A 19,026-nucleotide genomic window follows, 5' to 3' on the forward strand; every position below is an offset into this window, starting at 1 on the left:
GTATATGCAGAAATTAACCTGATATAGCCCCTGTGCAGCGCTTTTGTAACGGCCAAAAACAGGCTTTTCCAAGCTGCAGATACCGATTTTCAGGTCATAGCGTTCACGAAATAACGGAAACAAGTTTAAATTCAAACAATAAAAAACCTACCAAATGGGAGTTTGGTAGGTTAGACTTATGGATCTATTTATCGGACAGCAGTCTTACTTTTATTGTAAGCCTCTTCCAATTCTTTTATAATTTGAGTTCCACCCTTATTCTTCCAGATCTCAATCTCATTACGGAAGCCTGTGCCATCAATCTTACCGAGAATATAATTGTAGGTTGCATTGGTCATGATAGAGGCTAATTCGGTTCCATGAGCATCATTAGTTAAAGAAGACAAGCCTACGGTCGGATCATGGATAAGGATACTTTCGTTATCGGCAACAAGACGATTAACCTCCTGCAAAATAGGCTCTTGCCCCTTTTCGTTCGGCTTCAAAATGTTGGGGTTACTTATATTCGCAATCATTAGAGACAGCAGGGGACGAACCTCTGCATTCATAAGCTGAAACATGTCCGGAGGGACGGCTACTTGTCCGTCCTTAAGCATATAATGCTTGCCCTCCTTTCCATACAGCATCAGATTCGCTACATCCTTATTCATCGTTTTGTCGAAGAACGCAAGAATCGCCTTCAGATCCTCCTGCGTTTTAATCGCCTTCTTGGAGAAGAGAAACAGCCCGCTATAGTGGGGGATAGACCACACTCCGTAGCCCTTTGGCCCCTGGATACGGTTCGCAAGCGTCAATTCGGCGTTTGCATTCACCTGCTTCATCTCCTCCAGCATCCGTGGCGCATCGGAAAGACTGCCCACATAGACGCCAGCCTTCCCGCTGATCATCATATAGCGCTGCACCTGCTTGCTAGCTACCGGAAAATCTTTATTCATGATATTCTCGCTATACAGCTTCTTCATAAAATTCATCGTGTCCATATATTCCGGTGTCGCAAAATCAGGGATAAAGGTACCTCCGGACAACAACCAATTGTTAGGCGTACCAAAATAGGAGCTTAAGGTCTTGAAAGCGCCGTAAATCAAGTCGTTGCGGTCGATCATTCCGACGGTATCCTGCTTTCCGTTGCCGTCAGGATCATTCAAGGTGAACGCTTGGATAACCTGATAAAGCTCATCAATCGTAGTCGGCTCCTTCAGGTTTAACCGCTCCAGCCAATCCTTGCGGATCATAATTCCTTGACGGGAGGGCGGCCTCTCATTGTACAAGCCGTAATATTTACCGTCCAGCATAGTCTCATCCAGCGTCTCTTTGCTTAGCGTTTTCAAATTCGGATAATAATCAAGATAAGGTCCAATATCCCAGAACATATCGGAGCGAATCGAATTTTTCACTAAATTATAATCAATCTGCCGGACATAGGTCACCTGTTTTAAGGTGTTGGTCTCCAGCGCATTCAGCATTTTACTTGTATAGATATCATCCTGAATCCATTGAACATTCAATTCGGCTCCAGTCTTTTCGTTTAGCTCGCGCATAAGCTCGTCCGAGGGCGGTTGAGGCTGGAATAGCGGTACCATCATACTAATTGGGGTTAGTCCCGGTTTATCGACCACGGTCTCAGCGTTGTGGCTTCCCTTGGAACAGGAGCTGAGCAGCACTAATGCTGTAATGACAAGAGCAATCGACCGAATCCAACGTGTAGCATACCAACGGTTCATTTGGATCCCAACCTCCTTTCCACCTCATTCTAACATTTCATTATACACGAAAAAAGTCGAAAAACTGGCTTGTCGTGACGAATTATTGTTATATTTGTCATGAATACGCATTGATCTATCAACTTTAACCTTGCTACAATTAGGAGGCACGCTCTACAACTAACACACGGGGAGGTATTTCGATGAGAAAATACAGCTTTTTAACCAAAATGACTCTATTCGGCTGTATTTTGTGTACGCTTCCCGTTATTTTTATAGGCTTTTTCTCCTATATGAAATCTTCGAAGGAGATTCAGAAGCAGGTTAACTCAGAGCAGCTGCAAATATTGACACAAATGAACTCTAATGTGGAGCAAACGCTGCAAACCGTGAATCACGCTTTAGATCAGTTGAACAATTCTACGGTGATGTCCGAGGCGCTACGGCGTCCCATTACCGAGCAAGACTTCATTCTTTATAAGGATCTTCGCAAGGAAATCAGCAATACCCAGTCGTTTTATACGAATCTGGAGGATGTCGTTATCGTTAATCTGAAACAAAACTGGATGTTAAAAAATTCAGGCTTTTATCGCATGGATCAATATATTCATCGTTCCCAAATTGCCAATCAAATGATGCTCCCGAGCTCGACCTCCTGGGTATTGAATCCGAGCCTTTGGTTTTATAGCGAAGAAAAGGCAAATGCTAGCACTTGTCCTTATACGATCAGTCTTGTCCAAAAGCTCCCGACCCAAGACTTGGATAAGTACGGCTTGTCCATTGCGAATATCTCTTCATGCAACATGCCGGGTATTCTGAACTACAAGCCGCGGGAATCGGAAACCGTTATGATTTTGGACGATCAAGACAGGATCATCTACCATAATGATCAATCCATGATCGGAAGGTACGCAATCAATACGGGATTTATTAAAAATCCAGCGATTTTCAGCAAATCCTCGGACCAATTTCAAACGGATGTGGACGGTAAGAAGTACACCGCGACCTATCTGCGTTCTTCCTATAACAATTGGATCTATATGTCGATCATTTCCATTGATAGTCTTACCAAGGAATCGGTTAAAATTCGTAATTTTACCATTATCATTAGCGTTGTTATCGTTCTAGCGTTCATGACCGTCGCCTGGATCTCTTCTAGACGGATGTATAGCCCTATTCGCCGTATGATCAAGCAGATCCCCGTCAAGGAGGCGCACAACAGCGGTTCCCGGCTTAATGAATTTGATATGATCGGCAGCATGATGCAGGACCTGTCATTATCCAAGAGCAGGCTGGAGCAGGAAACTCACCGCCACTTCCAACAAGCGCGGGACTTCTTCCTTATGAAGCTGTTCCAGGGTACGATGCGGCGTAAAGATATTATGGAGAAAACGGAGCAGCTCGGCTTCAGCGACAAGCTGGAGAGCTGGAAGGTCATGTCCGTCATCAATATACAGATTGATACGCTTGAAAATACGTCTTATGAAAAGGACGATCTGGACCTGCTGCTCTTTGCTGTCAGTAATATTACCGAGGAGAGCATTCCTGAGGGCCTACGTCTGCCTCCGGTTTCCATCGACCAAACTCTCGTTATCCTGGTAGGACAACCGGAACAGCATTCTGAGGGATACAACCGTTGGATCTATTCGCTTACGGAATCTCTCCAGCAAGTAATTCAAACGATTCTAAAGCTTAAGATAAGTATCGGGATCAGCCTTCCTTTCAATGATCTTAAGCATACGACCATCGCTTATCGTGAGGGACTGGAGGCACTGAAACACCGTATTCACCTGGGGGTCGGCGTCATCATTCATTATGCCAACATGAATGCAGGCAAACATCAGATGAATCTGGATTATCCTTGGCTCACCGAGAGCGAAATGTTCGATGCCATTCGGCTAGCCGACGAGCAGAAAGCGATAGAACATTTTGAAACTCTGATGCAGATCATTTTCAAGCACGAGATGTCCCCCCAGGAATACCAGGTTCCCTTCATGAGGCTGCTGAACAACCTGCTCATTATGATTCAGGAGGCAGGCATTCGCTTAAACCAGCTAAATCCTGGCGGAGAATCGTACTATGAGGAGTTGAATAAACTCCACATTGGCAAAGAAATCGAAGAGTGGTTCTTATCCCGACTTATCCTGCCGTTAATCCGGATTTTCCGTGAGCGGTTGGATTCTCAGTACCAAAGCATATCGGAGACAGTGCTCGACCGCATTCATAAGGAGTTCGACACCGATCTGACTATTGAGCAATGTGCTGCGGATCTTCATTACAACGCCAATTATTTGAGCAGCGTTTTTCGGAAGGAAACCGGTCAGACCTTCAGTGATTATCTTACCGCCTTCCGAATCACAATGGCTAAAAAATGGTTGATCGAAACGGATATGCCTATCAAGGACATCGCTCAAAGGCTGCAATATCAACCGCAAAACTTCAACCGCTTTTTCCGAAAGCAGGAGGGTATGACCCCAGGGCAATATCGGGAAAGCTTCCGGAAAAATCAAGCATGAATCCAGCGCTTCACACTGCGCGAGAAGCAAATAAGCAAAGCAACCCGTCTAAGAATCGGTGCGCTTTGCTTATTTCGCTTTGTGCCCCCTATTAATTAAGGCTCAATCCTTAAAAAATAGACGGGATCGCCGGTCTTCCCCAGTCGGTATTCATTTGGCGTCGCTCCGACAAAGGAACGGAACACCTTAATAAAATAATTTGTATACTCGAAGCCCGCTTCCTTGCCGATCATCTCAACCGTCTTGTCCGTATGCCTTAGCAGCCACGCCGCCTGTTCGATTCGGATTTTCCGCAAATACTGATTGGGCTTCAAGCCCGTTTTCTTCGTGAACTGCCGGCAAAAATGAAATTTACTGAGACCCGCAGCCTCAGCCAAATCATCGATAGATACATCACTGGCATATTTCGATTTCATCAATTTAATAGCAGCCCGGATAGAATCAGGCATATCCTGAGGGGCACGTACAATGTCCCTCCCCTCTGCCAGCCGATGCAGGGACATTAACAGCTCGTACAGTCTAGAAGAAATCTTATATTTATCCAGCTGAGGATCCCGATATACGTCTGCATACAATCGGCTTAATATCGCAAGAGGCTCCCTATATTCGCGAAACGAGAGCACCGTTCCCATTTTTTTTGCGATATCCGTGAAATGATTTAGAGCATCCGCTCCATTGACGACGATGTAAAGAAATTCCCACTCTTCCTCTTCCACAGGAAAGTAATACTCCTGATCGCTTGGAATCATCGTGATAAAGCCCGTATCCTTAGGCAGCGAATAGAGCGTATCTCCATCCCTCAGCATCCCTCGTCCCGACAGCGTATATTGAAATACGACGAAGCCCCCTCCACGCTCCCGCCCGTTCCAACGATAGTCAGTTGAGTTCACTCGATCCCATCCGATATTGATGAGTCGAATGGGCAGCTCCGCGCTGCTTAAGTACTTGAACCCGAAGCTCGAGCGTTCACAAGCCTCATGATAATTGAGCAATATAGTATCATCCTTTCGATAATATGTTATCATTGTAAGCCTTTTTTCTTTGTTTTATTATGTAACTGTCCAATACACAAGTCAACGAAGATCAATGCATTTATACTTTAAATGTCGGATAGGAGGACTTTTATTATGTTAAAAATTGCTATGGTCGGTGCAGGAAGCATAGGATTTACCCGCAGGTTGGTTATGGATATTTTAGCGGTGGAAGAATTTCAAGATGCGCAATTTCGTTTCATGGATATTAACGAGGAAAGCTTGCAGATGGCCGCCAGTCTGTGTCGGCATATGATTGAGAAGAACAATCTGCCAGCGGTTATCCACGCGACGACCAATCAGCGAGAAGCGCTGACCGGAGCAGATTATGTGTTCTGCACCGCGCGTGTTGGAGGACTCGAGGCGTTCCGCCACGACATTGAAATTCCACTCCGCTACGGTGTCGATCAATGTGTAGGAGACACACTGGGGCCAGGGGGCGTTTTCTTCGCGCTGCGTACGATTCCGGTGCTGCTGGATATCGCCCGCGATATGCGTGAGGTCGCTCCGAATGCACTGCTTCTCAATTATTCCAATCCCATGGCTATGAATACATGGGCGGTTCGCCGCGCCGGCGGCATTAAGGTTGTCGGACTGTGCCATGGCGTTCAGCACAGCCATTCGCTCATCGCCAAAGCGCTCGGGCTGCCAAGGCACGAGGTCGATTACACAGCAGCAGGAATTAACCATCAAACCTGGTTCGTCCAAGTGTCGCATCAAGGACATAGCTTGCTGTCCGATATTCTTCCTGCAATGGAGAAGCATCCCGATATTGCCCTTAGGGAGCCATGCCGCATCGATGTGCTGCGCCGCTTCGGCTATTTCTCGACGGAGTCGAACGGACATCTAAGCGAGTATTTGCCGTGGTATCGCAAACGGCCGGAAGCGACAGCTCAATGGATATATCCCGATACATGGATCGGTGGAGAAACCGGGGGCTATCTAAACCATTGTCTGAGCCGCGGCGATGAATATAAAGAAAACTATCCGAAGTGGCTTAGTGGAGAATTGGAATCGATACCTCTGGGCCAACGTTCAGAAGAACACGGCTCCTATATACTTGAAGCGCTAGAAACAGGACGCGTATATCGAGGCCATTTCAACATCGGTAACGAAGGCCTGATTACCAATCTGCCGGAGCAGAGCACGATAGAAATCCCCTGCTATGTAGATCGCAGCGGTATCCAGCCAACGTTCATTGGATCGCTACCGCTCGCTTGTGCAGCAACCTGCCGCACAAGCATCAGTGTGCAGGAAATGGCAGTCGAAGCGGCTTTGACTGGCAATCGCGAGCTGGTTAAGCAGGCGGTTCTGCATGATCCGCTGACCGCTGCCGTCTGTACTACAGATGAAGTGTGGCGATTATGCGATGACATGTTCGAAGCATTAGCTCCTTGGCTGCCGCAATTTAATGGGGAAAATCGTACATGGAAGGACATTCCGCAGCCGGATGGCGGAAAGCTTAATTTCATTAATAAATAATGGCGGTAAGTCTTTTTATATAAGCTCCAGTAATCGCTGCAACCAAAACAAAAGCTGACTTCCATCTAATGAAGTCAGCTTGTTTATTCACTTTATCTCTTTTAACGAATCCCATGTGTCAAGCCGATCATCGTCAGCAGACCTGCAATGAACGCGAAGGTGGCCGGTCTTTCATGACCGTCCCCATGGCTTTCAGGTATGAGCTCCTTGTATACGACATAAAGCATGGCGCCTGCTGCAAAGGCAAGCCCATATGGAACGACATTGCCCATCCGTGATGTAAAATGAAATCCTGCGAAGCAGGCGGCAAGCTCCACTAAGGCTGTACCCGAAGCAAACAAAACCGCTTTCCATTTGCCGACCTGATGGGAAATAAGGAACAGAGCGATCAAGAATCCTTCCGGCACATTTTGCAAACCGATGGCAAACGAAACGAGAGGTCCCAAATCCGGGTGTTCACTCGCATAGCTAACCCCGACAGAAAGTCCTTCCGGCAAGTTATGTAAGCCCATAGCAAGCAAAAAGAATAAAGACTTGTCCTGCATGGCCTGCTTGCCTGAGGAATGAGCAGGTTCCGTATGCGGAATTGCTTTTTCCATAAGGGTTAATACGGCTGTTCCTGCCAATATTCCTGCAGCGAGCACCCACAGATTGGAGAGCTTCAATGCGGAAGGAATAAGACTGTATGTCGATGCGGCTACCATAATGCCTGCCGTATACGCGAGAAGACTGTCTCTTCTGCTGTGCGATACATGCTTGAACAGCAGCGCGGGGATAGCCCCGAGCACCGTGCATAATGAAGCGATGATACCGCTTAGCGCCATTTGTTCCATCCGAACCAACTCCATATGAGACATATCAGACCCTTATCATCATATGTACAAGCATGAAAAAAAGACCAGCAAGCTGTCTTGTCCCCCTCTTGGATTGGGATTCTCCCTCTATCGGAGTTGAGTAGGTCTACTTCCATTTAGTAATGATAAAACCCCCGGCAATGACGGCTAGACCCAGGTATGTTTTCCAGGTCGGTATTTCTTTGAGAAACCAGTATCCCATCACGACGCAAATCAAAATTTCCAAACATTTGGACAAGCTGAGTGCTACCGTCAAGCTCCCAAATGATTTGTAGCAATATTTGATCCCGTAACCTATCATCAAATTCGTCGCAAAAAGCAACGGCAGCAGCTTGAGCTGGTAATAAAACGTAGACCAAAACAAAGGCTCGATATGCTTCGCTTGGTAAGCTAACACTGCATTGATTGCGAATAACCCCGCTAAAAGCAGCCCAATGCCATAAACGACAATCATTAGTTATGGCTCCTTCCTTATGCTAACTATGGTTATTTCAGCTTGTATACTTAATGTTTCTTTATTGCAATTTTTTTAACCATAGGGAATTAACTTGGGATTAGGAAAGACTTATCGTCACTTGGCTAAATCTTCAGTCAAAAAAAGACCTCCCTGACAGGGAGGTCCTCCATCCATCTATGAGCGCAGCCAGCACTGGCCGGGCTATTACCGGAAATCCGGCGGGATACGGCGTGCTACGCCAGTTCCGATAGCTGCTTCAATTACGGCATGACGCACATTCGTTACAACATGCTCGTTAAAAATACTCGGAATGACATACAGCTCATTCAGCTCCGCATCACTCACAACCGAGGCGATAGCGCGAGCTGCAGCCAGCTTCATCTCTTCATTGATTCGACGTGCGCGGCAGTCGAGCGCTCCACGGAAAATACCTGGGAAGCACAGAACGTTATTGATCTGATTCGGATAGTCGCTTCTTCCTGTTGCCATAACACGCACGTAAGGCTGTGCCACTTCCGGATCGATTTCCGGCTGCGGGTTAGCAAGTGCAAATACAATCGGATCTTTAGCCATCGATTGTACGTGATGTACTTTCAACAAGCCTGCACGCGATACGCCGATGAATACGTCTGCTCCTTGGATTACGTCTTCCAAGACTCCTGCCTTCGATTCAACCTGCGGCTGTTGTGCAAGCCACTGCCACATAGGCTGTTCATAAGTACCGCCTTGGACAATCGCACCGTCACGGTCAACAGGGACAAGTCTGCCTACTCCTGCTGCCAAGAGCATTTTGCAGACCGAGACGCCTGCTGCGCCAATTCCGTTAACTACAACACGGATGTTTTCAATCGGCTTTCCTACTACCTTCAACGCATTCAAGAGACCCGCCATCATTACGACTGCCGTTCCGTGCTGATCGTCGTGGAATACTGGAATATCAAGCTCTTGCTCCAATCTCGATTCGATCTCGAAGCAACGCGGCGAGCTGATATCCTCCAAGTTAATGCCACCGAAAATCGGGCTCATAGCTTTAACGGTACGGATAATTTCCTCTGTATCCTTGGTATCCAAGCAAATCGGAAAAGCGTCTACTCCAGCCAATTGCTTGAACAGCATTGCTTTCCCTTCCATAACTGGGGCAGCAGCTTCCGGTCCGATATCGCCAAGACCTAATACGGCTGTTCCATCTGTAACAACGGCTACTGTGTTCCGCTTGATGGTAAGGGAGTACGCTTTATTGGGGTTCTCATGGATAGCGGTACATACGCGAGCTACGCCTGGTGTATACACACGGGACAAGTCGTCGCGGTTTTTGATCGGCATGCTCGGAGTAACCGAGATTTTCCCACCCAAATGCGCCAAAAAGGTCCGGTCGGATACGTTGATCAGCTTAATTCCCGACAGCTGTTTAATGCCTTGAACGACTTGCGCCTCCGCAGAGTCCTGGACATCCACCGTGATGTCCCGAACAGATGATTCCTTGCCGACACGTATAACGTCGATCGAGGTTACATCTCCTCCTGCATAGCTTATTGCTGCAGCTACGTCACCGAATGTCACTTCTCCGTGCGTCAGCTCCACCCGTAAAATGATACTTGTATTGGCCATAAAAAATGCCTCCCTGAGTTCGATATTATGAACTTATTTCCATATAATGAATTTCAATATTCCAAATCATATCACGCATACTTTTATTTTTGCAATAAAAAATTTATCCGCTTTCATTTCTTAACTTCTATGAGAAGATCTACATGCTACAAAAATCAGTTGAATTCTAATCTAAGTTAAAGCAAATACAAACTACCGAACCGCTTTTTTCAACATATCTTCGTCCATTGCACCTTGATGCTTTTTACGGATTACTCCCTGTTCGTCCAGCACATACGTTGCCGGATATGCGGATACTTGATAAGTTTTCCCCACTTGTCCATCCACATCCAATACTAGGGGAAACGTGAGCCCCCAATGCCTCTGGAAAGATGCCACCACCGTTTGGCTAGCCTCCGTATGCGTTGCGTCGACAGATAAAATAACGACGTTCTTATCCTTGTATTCGCTATAAAATTGTTGCATGACCGGCATCTCTACCCTGCAAGGCGGACACCAGGTTGCCCAGAAGTTGATCAGCACCTTTTTCCCTTTGTAATCCGACAGCTTGGCCTTGGTCCCTTCGAGTGTCGTTAATTCGAAATCAGGAGCTATTTGACCGATACCAATGCCTATTTCGCTCGCTGCCTGGCTTCCCCAACCGGATTTATCCCATGTGTTTGAGGCAACCGCACTTAGCAATGCATGCATTATGACAAAAGAGAGAAACAATGTCTGCATCCTGCTGCGTCCCGCTTGAGGCTCTCTCATCCATCCAAGGACTACAGTCCCTATACCAAGCACAGCGATAACAGCATTCGTGGTAATATTCCCTTCTAAGAAAGCGACTTCCAACATTCGATATATCGTATAACCAGAAATTATTGAGACAAGCCACGAATCTATATAAACAGCACGAATTGGCGACGCGCGGTCTTTATACCATACATAGCCTGCTGCAAGCAGTGTGGCTAGCCAAGCTCCCTTAACACCTCCGCTAAAATACAACAGCGTTCTCGGTTCATTCAATACATTTTGAGACTGAAACAGGATCACGCTTAGCTTCCATATCAAAAACCAGATCAGTATTGCTTCAAACGGCCTTTCGTAACCTGTTCCTTTAGGCAAGGCACTCCGCAGCCTTAATCTCATGACAGCATAAGCTGCAACCACGGCAGCCGCAACGATCAGAACCTGGCCTGACACAACCAATGGCCCCAACGTCCATGTATTCAAATTCCGCTACCTCCTAACCCTAGCCTATGTTCATTGTCTATCGGATGATTGGACATGTCAAATCAAGTCTTTTTACACACCATATAGAACTCTCTTATAGGGGGGCCAGATGATAAATCTTCGCAATCTTTATCCTTATGTCTGTGGCAATTTACTTTACAAGGGTTTGAAAGTAGCACTTGAGCCTCTATGAATTATATTCATTGCATGAAAAAGCTGCTTGCACCCTCTCTTATTATCGTATTTTTGCCTAAACAGCACTCTTCAAGGAATTCAAACATGAATGTCTCTAACTGGAGCTTTATTCAATTTCCAGCTAACATTAAATGTCATATTCATTCCATTCTACACCAACCCTTATTACCTAATATTTACCTAAATATCCATTATAGAGTTCCTTTAAATGCTTTGAAAAGCCCTAATCTCCGTTGCGTAAAAGCTGTTCATGAAGCTGTCATTGTGGATAGAATATTCTATACCCATGTATGGTATAATAATACTTAAAAACCATTTGCTTTTGGGGGTAATCTCTATGAAATTCAATGCCTTGATTCCTTTAACCGGAATGGTCGCTTTATCGTTTCTTCTATCAGCCTGCGGCTCATCCGCCGGTAAATCAACGACGGCTATGGCTCCCCAAGCCTCTCACCAGCAGCACGCCCCTAACGGCGATTTGCAAGAAACTACTTCCGGTATCACGAAACTCCCTACATTCCTTGACAAGCAGCGGCCAGAAATCAAGCAGGCCTATCAGGTGGCGGCATCTGTCTCTGATCTTCTGCAATGGATTCCATGCTATTGTGGTTGCGGGGAAAGCGCGGGACACACAAGCAATAAAAACTGCTTCATCAAAGAAATCAAGCAGGACGGCAGCGTCGTATGGGATGATCACGGAACACGCTGCGGTGTCTGTCTGGAGATTGCAGTAACATCGGCAAGAATGAAGCAGGATGGCAAATCTGCCAAAGAAATCCGTTCCTACATCGATCAGAAGTATCAAAAAGGCTATGCCAAGCCTACGGATACTCCAAAGCCTGCTTAATCTACGATATGTAAAAACAAAAAAGAAGCGGACGAGGAACCAGCCTCGTTCGCCTCTTTTAGTTTCATTACAATACGATAGATAATATATTCTGTACAGGGATATAAAAACTATTGCCAACGGATGAAACGACTTGTATAGTGCAGCCTTTTAATCCTTGGAACTTTCCAGTTACAGAAGTATTGTCAAAAAACACTCTAATAGTTTGACCAAGTGATAATCTTTCAATGATAGAAATAATAGAAGAAGAATCCATACTCGCCACCTCCTTTTTCTTCTGGAGATGGTATATTATATGAATTATATAAAACTATGACTAGATTCATATACTACGGTACGTATCCATTTTATAGAGTCTATGACAGCAGCATTCCTCAGTCATTCCTCTCCAAAGATATAATTAGGCTTGAACAAGCCATGCTTTTGTCCAGCGCCATTGATCCAAATGTTGACTGTTCAACTGGATATGCTCATTACACTGAACTAGGAAGTATAACCGTAACAGAGGTTCCCTCTTCTACTTTACTGCTCACAGTAACCGTTCCTTTATGCATCGATACGATTTTCCTTACAAGGGACAATCCCAATCCATTCCCTTCCGCTGTACCCGTGCGAGAACGGTCAGCTTTATAAAACTGGTGAAAAATCATCGACAGCTCCGCTTCCGGGATACCTATTCCTGAATCAGCAATCACTACTTTGACTTGGTGTACCTCTGCCGTCATTCTTATTCCAATCATGCCGCCTTCTGGAGTAAATTTGATGCTGTTTCCTAGCAGATTGATCCATACCTGATTGAGCAAGTCCTGATCAGCCGCTATGACCGTTTTGGGTAAATTTAATTCCAGATGAAGCTGCTTTGCGCTCCATTGAGGCTCACACACGACCGCAACATGGCGAATTTGCTCATCCAGACGATACGTTGATATTTGAAATGGATGATGTTTGGATTCCAGTGAGGCCAGCTTCAATAAGTTATCGCTTAAACGTGATAAACGCTCACTTTCGGATTGGATAATATCCAAATAATACAATCGTTCGTCAGAAGGCATCGCACTGTTCTTTAATGCCTTCGTAAAACCGATAATCGAGGTCAATGGCGATTGAATCTCGTGAGAAACATTGGATACGAAGTCCTGTCGCATATGTTCCAGCTGCTTGAGCTCATCTGTCATTTCATCGAAGCTTTGAGTCAAAATTCCGATCTCGTCATTACGCTTCAAATTCATTTGAACGTTGAAATTGCCTTTGGCCAGCTCTCGCGTCGCCTTGGTCAACATATTTAGCGGTTTCACCAAATACCTTGCTGCCACGACCATAACCAATCCTCCCAGGACTAAAACAATGAGGAGGTTGATTTGAATCGTATTTTTAATCGAATGGCTTATTGTCGTATAGTTCGGCTGAATAAAGAGTACGAAAGCTTCGCCTTCTCGCTTCAAAGGAAACCCCATAAGCCATCCCGGCAGCTCACGGTTCTGTTTGTCCAAGAAAGCTTGATACGAATTCTCGGTGAAAACCTGCTTCACCTGATCATTGGAAACCATAATAGAGTTCGAAGAGCTCACCAGCCTTTTGCCAGAGGCGTCATAAATGCTAATAAATGACGACTTCATCTCTGCAAAATGCTGCACTATTCCCTGCCATCGCTCCTGCTCCGTTTCAGATAAAATATCAATCATTCCCTCCGCAGAGCGGCTCGTATCCTCTCTCATCCAATCCTGCATTTGCTGCTCAAACATCTGGTTCGTAACAAGGAAGGAACCGACCAAACCAATTATAACTGCAACGATAAAAGCTACCACCACTCGTGTGTAGAGAGACTTTATCATTCCTTCATCTCCAACCGGTAACCCAGACCGCGAATTGTGCTAATCTTGAATGAGACGCTTTCCATATGGAATCGTTCTCTCAATCTTTTGATATGAACATCTACCGTCCTCTCGTCTCCCTCATAATCAATTCCCCATATTTGCTGGATGAGTTGTTCTCTTGTAAATATTTGTCCAGGATAGCTGGCTAATTTAAACAACAGCTCAAATTCCTTAAGCGGCAGCACGACCGTGTCGTCTCCAAGCTTCATTTCATGAGAAGATTGATCTAGCAGTACCTCTCCAATGTGTACGACATGGGAGGCTGCAATTTTATAACGCTTCAGCAGCGCTCTTACTCGAAGGACAAGCTCTATTGGATCAAAAGGTTTCACCAAATAATCATCGGTTCCTAGCTGGAAGCCTTTTACTTTTTGACCGGTTTCCCCTTGGGCAGTAACCATAAGTACCGGAATGTCGTAATGTGCTTTAATTTCCTGGCATAGCTCCCAACCGTCCATCTCAGGCATCATAATATCAAGCACCACGAGATCCATCCGTTCTTTCTCCAGCCGAGCTAATGCTTCCTTCCCGTTGTACGCTTCCCTTGTGACCCAGCCTTCCCGTTCCAAGAATAAGGTCATCAGCTTTACGATATGCCGATCATCATCCACAACCAGTATATTAGCCATAACCATCTTCCTCCCCTGAATGGCATGTTCTGTCCATAGTATATCCATGTTGCAGGAACGGATGAATGAAGGCAAAAAAAAGACTTCGTTCTTTGAACGAAGTCATAGTATCGTGAAACCAGAAGAGCTTGAAATATTGCTAGTATACGCCGGTGGAGTACCCCCTTCCGGCCGCTGTTGTTATCGGGAAATTTTGAATTTATTCGTCTTATAGCTGTATTTTCCCGATAACAAAGGCGGACGCTATCGCTCCTACAGGGGATACTTCACCTCCCGCCTTCTGCGAGCATCTGGATCATAGGTTTCATATCAATCTTAGAACTCCATTCTTAAACGAAGTCTCTTTATTTATAAAGATTAAAGTCCCAAGATCGCATCAATCATCGGTTTAGTATCTCCGCCTGGGTACAGAACGTACAGAAGAACGTAGACAATGACACCCGTTGGAGCTGTAATCAGCCACATAACCGCCGTCCAGCGTCCGATCTTCTTATGCTTCGCAAACCTTTTATTGAAAGCGTGAAGCAGAGTAATCACTCCAAAAACACCGGCTAACGTAGCCAAAGTAATATGGAAAAAGAGGAACAGATGGTACGCCAGCTTCAACGACTCCGGTCCTCCGAAAGTCGTGTTACCTACAAAGATGGTCCGTGATACATAAATGATGAAAAAGGCCAGGGCAAAACCGGCTCCCCAGAGCATCAACTTCTCATGCCCTTTACGGTTTCCCTTTAAGATTTGTCTCCAACCGAAGGCTACAAAAATAGCACTAATAACAATAAACGACGTGCTGATCGTCGGCAATATATGCATTCTCGCTCCACCTCATCTTCCTTAATCAGGCCCGGTTTGCATTGACCGAAGAATGAGCGAACGACTCATTCTGCAAATCTTCTTCTTCTTCCTCCTGCCGTTCTCTGCGATACCAGCGGAAGAAAATGTAGGCTAATGCCGCACCATAAACAATTTCCTGGACAATCTTCATAATGACGCCGCCCAGCTGCTGATCGTTCAAAATCGACATATACAAGTATTGCTCGGATACACCCTCGTAATTCGCATACATAGGCTCACCTGCAAAAATGATAAGAGCACATGCCGGTGTTAGCAGGATCCCATTAACGAAAATGTAAGCCATTTTCTTAAGCTCCGTCATCCGGCTGTATTCAGGCAGAGGACAAAACACAGGGAACCACATTTGGAACGCAGCAAGTAAAAACACGGTATTGTACATATCATGGAGCAATGGATTAGCCATCAGCGTGTCCATGATCATGGGTATATGATAAAAGGAGAATACCATGTTAAACACGAACAACGAAACCAATGGGGACGTCAATCCATACATGATCCTGTGAATACTCGGCCGTTTAAACAGCGGGCGAATCAGCCATCCCGGAATACCCAATAGCACCACCGGAGGCATTACCAAGTAAAGAATCGACTGTTGAAACATATGAGCACTGAAGCTGAAGTGATGCCCATAATAGCTTAGTGGACTTCCCTCCGCTATATAGAACATTAGCAAGCCAGTATAAAAGTACAACTGATGCTTTATCGAAACAGGCTCTGACTCTGCAAACCGATGGCGCCAGCGATTGACGGCTAATCCGTACAACCATCCGATGACAACAAGAATAAGCAGCAGAGCTGGGCTCCATAATGTGGCAAAATCTGCAGTCGCACCATGCCCTCCATGCCCCATCTGTCCCATTGGATCTGTATTCATGCTAACCTCTCCTTTCTTGGCTAATGAAGTCAAAATTTGGATTGTTACTAATTTGTGAAAAATAGCGCAAGCCTAAGAAAAAAAGGGGAGCTTTCATTTCTAAAAGCCCCCCTCCTTACTACCACCAAGTCCAGTAAACACCTGCAGCTACTGCTGTCAGGGCGACAATCGCCCCGAAAATCAGACCCACGATCGGGAATAGATGTCCTCTTTCCTTCATGTGCATCCAATAAGCTAACTGGAACAATATTTGCACGACCCCGAGGCCGGTCAAGAACCAAAGCAAAAATGCGCGATCCAAACCACCATACAGCACTGCTGCAAAGGCGATCATGGTTAATACAATGGAAACAATATAGGACAAGTAATGGTTCTTAGGGCCTTCCAACTTATGCCGATTTCCGGCAGACGATGAATGCTGTTGGCTGCTCATTTACGGTCCCACCTTCCCCATCAAGTACACTACGGTGAAGATAAATACCCAAACTACGTCGATAAAGTGCCAGTAAAGTCCTGCTACATAAAACTTCGGTGCTGTTACTACAGTCAATCCCTTTTTAAAGGAGGAGATGATTAACAGCGTTATCCATAACACCCCAAACGCAACGTGCGCTCCATGGAAACCGACTAACGTATAGAACGAAGTTGCAAATGCGCTCTTGGAGAATACATGACCTTCATGTACATACTCAGTAAACTCGTAAATCTCAAGACCCAAGAAGCAGAGACCCAAAAGTACTGTTACACCCATCCAGGACAAAAGCTTGCCCAGTTGACCGCGGTGTAATGCCATCGTTGCGAACACACTGGTTAGGGAGCTCGTCAACAAGATGAATGTTGACAGAGCTACCGTACCCAATTGGAAAATTTCTTGTCCCGTAGGACCGTCAGGAACTTGATTACGCAAAGCGATAAATGATGCGAACAACGTACCGAACAATACGCACTCTCCACCAAGGAAGAGCCAGAAGCCCAATACTTTATTTTTTCCTTCTAATGTTGCAGTTTCCGCGTGAGGTGGCAGGGCACCGCCTACTTCGTGATGTGCACTCATGCCTTTACCCCCTTATCATTGAGTTCTTCCGGTTCAATATGATAACCGTGATCATCATATACGGATCTTAAGAACATGCTAAGCAGCATAATTCCTAAACCTACTCCAGATACCCAATAGGTATGGTACATGAAGCCAAAACCGGCGATGAAGAAACCAATTGAAAATACAAGCGGCAAAATCGAAGGTGACGGCATATGAATCGAACCGATTGGTTCTGCTGGTGTCATCTCTTTGTTGCCAGCCATTTTTTCTTTCCACAATGGATCCAATCCGCGAACAAGCGGAGTTTGTTTAAAGTTGTACTCTGGAGGCGGAGATGGAATCGCCCACTCCAATGTACGGCCATCCCAAGGATCTGCAGGAGCATTCTTAGGCTTACGTGCAGTAGCAATTGTATTGATCAAGAATACGATTGTACCGATACCCATCAAGAAAGCACCGATCGTACTGATAAAGTTACCTTCTTCTAAACCAACGCCAGGCTGGTATGTAAATACGCGACGCGGCATCCCCATCAATCCCAAGAAGTGTTGCGGGAAGAATGTCATGTGGAAACCTACAAAGAAGGTCCAGAAATGAATTTTACCTAATGTTTCGTTCAACATGCGACCGAACATTTTAGGCCACCAGTAGTAAGCACCGGCGAACAATCCAAGAACCAAACCACCTACGATAACGTAGTGGAAATGCGCTACGACGAAGTATGTATCGTGATATTGATAGTCAGCTGCTGGAACCGCAAGCATAACCCCTGTAATACCACCCATAACGAACGTCGGGATAAACGCTGTTGCAAAAATATTGGCTGTCGTGAACGTAATTTGACCGCCCCAAAGCGTGAACAGCCAGTTAAAGATTTTAACCCCTGTTGGTACTGCAATAGCCATTGTAGCAATGGAGAATATCGCGTTACCGACAGGACCGATACCTGTTGTAAACATATGGTGAACCCAAACCATGAAGCCCAGGAACCCGATCAGCGCTGTAGCGAATACCATGGAGCTATATCCGAACAAACGTTTTTTCGAGAATGTACTAACAATCTCAGAGATAATACCAAATGCAGGAAGAATCAAAATGTAAACTTCGGGGTGACCGAAGATCCAGAACAAATGCTCCCAAAGTACGGCGTTACCACCCTTAGAAACATCGAAGAACGCACCGCCGAACAAACGGTCAAACATCAATTCAACCAAACCTACGGTAATCGCAGGGAAAGCGAACAAAATCAATGCGGATGTGATGAATGCAGTCCAAGTAAACAACGGCATTCTCATATAAGTCATACCAGGAGCACGCATGTTGATGATCGTTACAAGGAAGTTAATCCCCCCGATCAGCGTACCCAAACCGGCAATCTGCAAACCAAGGACGTAGAAGTCTACTCCATGATAACCAGTCGTTGTATCAATGATACTCGCAAGCGGTGAATATGCCGTCCAGCCTGCTGCAGGCGCTCCGCCCAAGAACCAGCTTGTATTGAGCATGACACCACCGAAGAAAAACAACCAAAATCCAAGCGCATTCACAAAAGGGAATGCTACGTCACGCGCACCGATTTGAAGCGGAACTACCGCATTCATAAACGCGAATATGATCGGCATCGCTGCAAAGAAGATCATCGTCGTACCGTGCATGGTAGTCAGCGCATTAAACGTATCGCCGATAAAAATCTTTTGGTCAGGATACAAAAGCTGAATCCGGATCAGAATCGCTTCTACACCGCCCATCAGGAAGAACAAGCCTCCTGCAATCAGGTACAATATCCCGATTTTTTTATGGTCAACTGTAGTAAGCCAATCCATTAAACCGGTGTAATGTTTTGCTTTGTG

Annotated in this window: 17 protein-coding genes; 3 read left to right on the plus strand and 14 right to left on the minus strand. The window is 45.7% G+C overall.

Annotated features, from left to right (window positions below):
- Positions 1–188 precede the first annotated feature (188 nt).
- A complete protein-coding gene (locus tag BP97_RS0126430; protein ID WP_028551805.1) occupies positions 189–1,721 on the minus strand; it encodes an extracellular solute-binding protein in 1,533 nt (510 codons plus the stop codon).
- Positions 1,722–1,903: 182 nt separating this feature from the next.
- Between BP97_RS0126430 and BP97_RS0126435 the strand changes: the two genes are divergently transcribed.
- Positions 1,904–4,216 (plus strand): helix-turn-helix domain-containing protein, encoded by a 2,313-nt coding sequence (locus BP97_RS0126435; RefSeq protein ID WP_028551806.1) that lies wholly within the window; start codon positions 1,904–1,906, stop codon positions 4,214–4,216.
- Positions 4,217–4,311: 95 nt separating this feature from the next.
- Here the strand turns inward: BP97_RS0126435 and BP97_RS0126440 are convergent, their stop codons facing one another.
- Positions 4,312–5,208, minus strand: a complete 897-nt coding sequence (locus BP97_RS0126440) for a helix-turn-helix domain-containing protein (protein WP_197035543.1) — start codon at positions 5,206–5,208, stop codon at positions 4,312–4,314.
- A 135-nt stretch (positions 5,209–5,343) separates the two neighbouring features.
- Between BP97_RS0126440 and BP97_RS37540 the strand changes: the two genes are divergently transcribed.
- Positions 5,344–6,729, plus strand: a complete 1,386-nt coding sequence (locus BP97_RS37540; RefSeq protein ID WP_036746583.1) for an alpha-glucosidase/alpha-galactosidase — start codon at positions 5,344–5,346, stop codon at positions 6,727–6,729.
- Between the two features lie 101 nt (positions 6,730–6,830).
- On the opposite strand, the gene BP97_RS0126450 is transcribed toward BP97_RS37540, so the two are convergent.
- The 4 genes from BP97_RS0126450 to BP97_RS0126465 all read right to left on the minus strand — a co-directional run bounded on the left by BP97_RS0126450 (position 6,831) and on the right by BP97_RS0126465 (position 10,863).
- Positions 6,831–7,562 (minus strand): ZIP family metal transporter, encoded by a 732-nt coding sequence (locus BP97_RS0126450; protein WP_028551808.1) that lies wholly within the window; start codon positions 7,560–7,562, stop codon positions 6,831–6,833.
- Positions 7,563–7,689: 127 nt separating this feature from the next.
- Entirely contained in the window at positions 7,690–8,037 is a 348-nt protein-coding gene (locus BP97_RS0126455; protein ID WP_028551809.1) for a hypothetical protein, read from the minus strand.
- A 207-nt stretch (positions 8,038–8,244) separates the two neighbouring features.
- Positions 8,245–9,648: an NAD-dependent malic enzyme gene (locus tag BP97_RS0126460; protein WP_028551810.1), complete on the minus strand. Its 1,404-nt coding sequence runs from the start codon at positions 9,646–9,648 to the stop codon at positions 8,245–8,247.
- A 192-nt stretch (positions 9,649–9,840) separates the two neighbouring features.
- Positions 9,841–10,863, minus strand: a complete 1,023-nt coding sequence (locus tag BP97_RS0126465) for a redoxin domain-containing protein (protein ID WP_028551811.1) — start codon at positions 10,861–10,863, stop codon at positions 9,841–9,843.
- 532 nt (positions 10,864–11,395) lie between these two features.
- Between BP97_RS0126465 and BP97_RS0126470 the strand changes: the two genes are divergently transcribed.
- Positions 11,396–11,905, plus strand: coding sequence for a PCYCGC motif-containing (lipo)protein (locus BP97_RS0126470; RefSeq protein ID WP_028551812.1), 510 nt, complete (start codon positions 11,396–11,398; stop codon positions 11,903–11,905).
- A 67-nt stretch (positions 11,906–11,972) separates the two neighbouring features.
- Here BP97_RS0126470 and BP97_RS0126475 read toward each other — a convergent pair whose 3' ends face one another.
- The 8 genes from BP97_RS0126475 to ctaD all read right to left on the minus strand — a co-directional run bounded on the left by BP97_RS0126475 (position 11,973) and on the right by ctaD (position 18,999).
- Positions 11,973–12,161: a hypothetical protein gene (locus BP97_RS0126475; RefSeq protein ID WP_028551813.1), complete on the minus strand. Its 189-nt coding sequence runs from the start codon at positions 12,159–12,161 to the stop codon at positions 11,973–11,975.
- Positions 12,162–12,378: 217 nt separating this feature from the next.
- Entirely contained in the window at positions 12,379–13,737 is a 1,359-nt protein-coding gene (locus tag BP97_RS0126480; RefSeq protein WP_028551814.1) for a HAMP domain-containing sensor histidine kinase, read from the minus strand.
- Positions 13,734–14,408, minus strand: a complete 675-nt coding sequence (locus BP97_RS0126485; protein ID WP_028551815.1) for a response regulator transcription factor — start codon at positions 14,406–14,408, stop codon at positions 13,734–13,736. Before BP97_RS0126485 ends, BP97_RS0126480 begins: the two co-directional genes overlap by 4 nt.
- Positions 14,409–14,765: 357 nt before the next feature.
- Positions 14,766–15,221, minus strand: coding sequence for a DUF420 domain-containing protein (locus tag BP97_RS0126490; RefSeq protein ID WP_028551816.1), 456 nt, complete (start codon positions 15,219–15,221; stop codon positions 14,766–14,768).
- Positions 15,222–15,246: 25 nt separating this feature from the next.
- Positions 15,247–16,137, minus strand: a complete 891-nt coding sequence (locus BP97_RS0126495; RefSeq protein ID WP_231506436.1) for a cytochrome c oxidase assembly protein — start codon at positions 16,135–16,137, stop codon at positions 15,247–15,249.
- A gap of 118 nt (positions 16,138–16,255) precedes the next feature.
- On the minus strand, positions 16,256–16,570 hold the full coding sequence (locus BP97_RS0126500) for a cytochrome C oxidase subunit IV family protein (RefSeq protein ID WP_028551818.1): 315 nt from the start codon (positions 16,568–16,570) through the stop codon (positions 16,256–16,258).
- On the minus strand, positions 16,571–17,191 hold the full coding sequence (locus BP97_RS0126505) for a cytochrome (ubi)quinol oxidase subunit III (RefSeq protein ID WP_028551819.1): 621 nt from the start codon (positions 17,189–17,191) through the stop codon (positions 16,571–16,573).
- Positions 17,188–18,999, minus strand: coding sequence for a cytochrome c oxidase subunit I (gene ctaD / locus BP97_RS0126510; RefSeq protein ID WP_051620995.1), 1,812 nt, complete (start codon positions 18,997–18,999; stop codon positions 17,188–17,190). The genes BP97_RS0126505 and ctaD overlap by 4 nt, the downstream gene beginning before the upstream one ends.
- Between the last annotated feature and the right edge of the window lie 27 nt (positions 19,000–19,026).

The sequence above is a fragment of the Paenibacillus sp. UNC451MF genome (assembly GCF_000686845.1).
Lineage (GTDB): Bacteria > Bacillota > Bacilli > Paenibacillales > NBRC-103111 > Paenibacillus_S.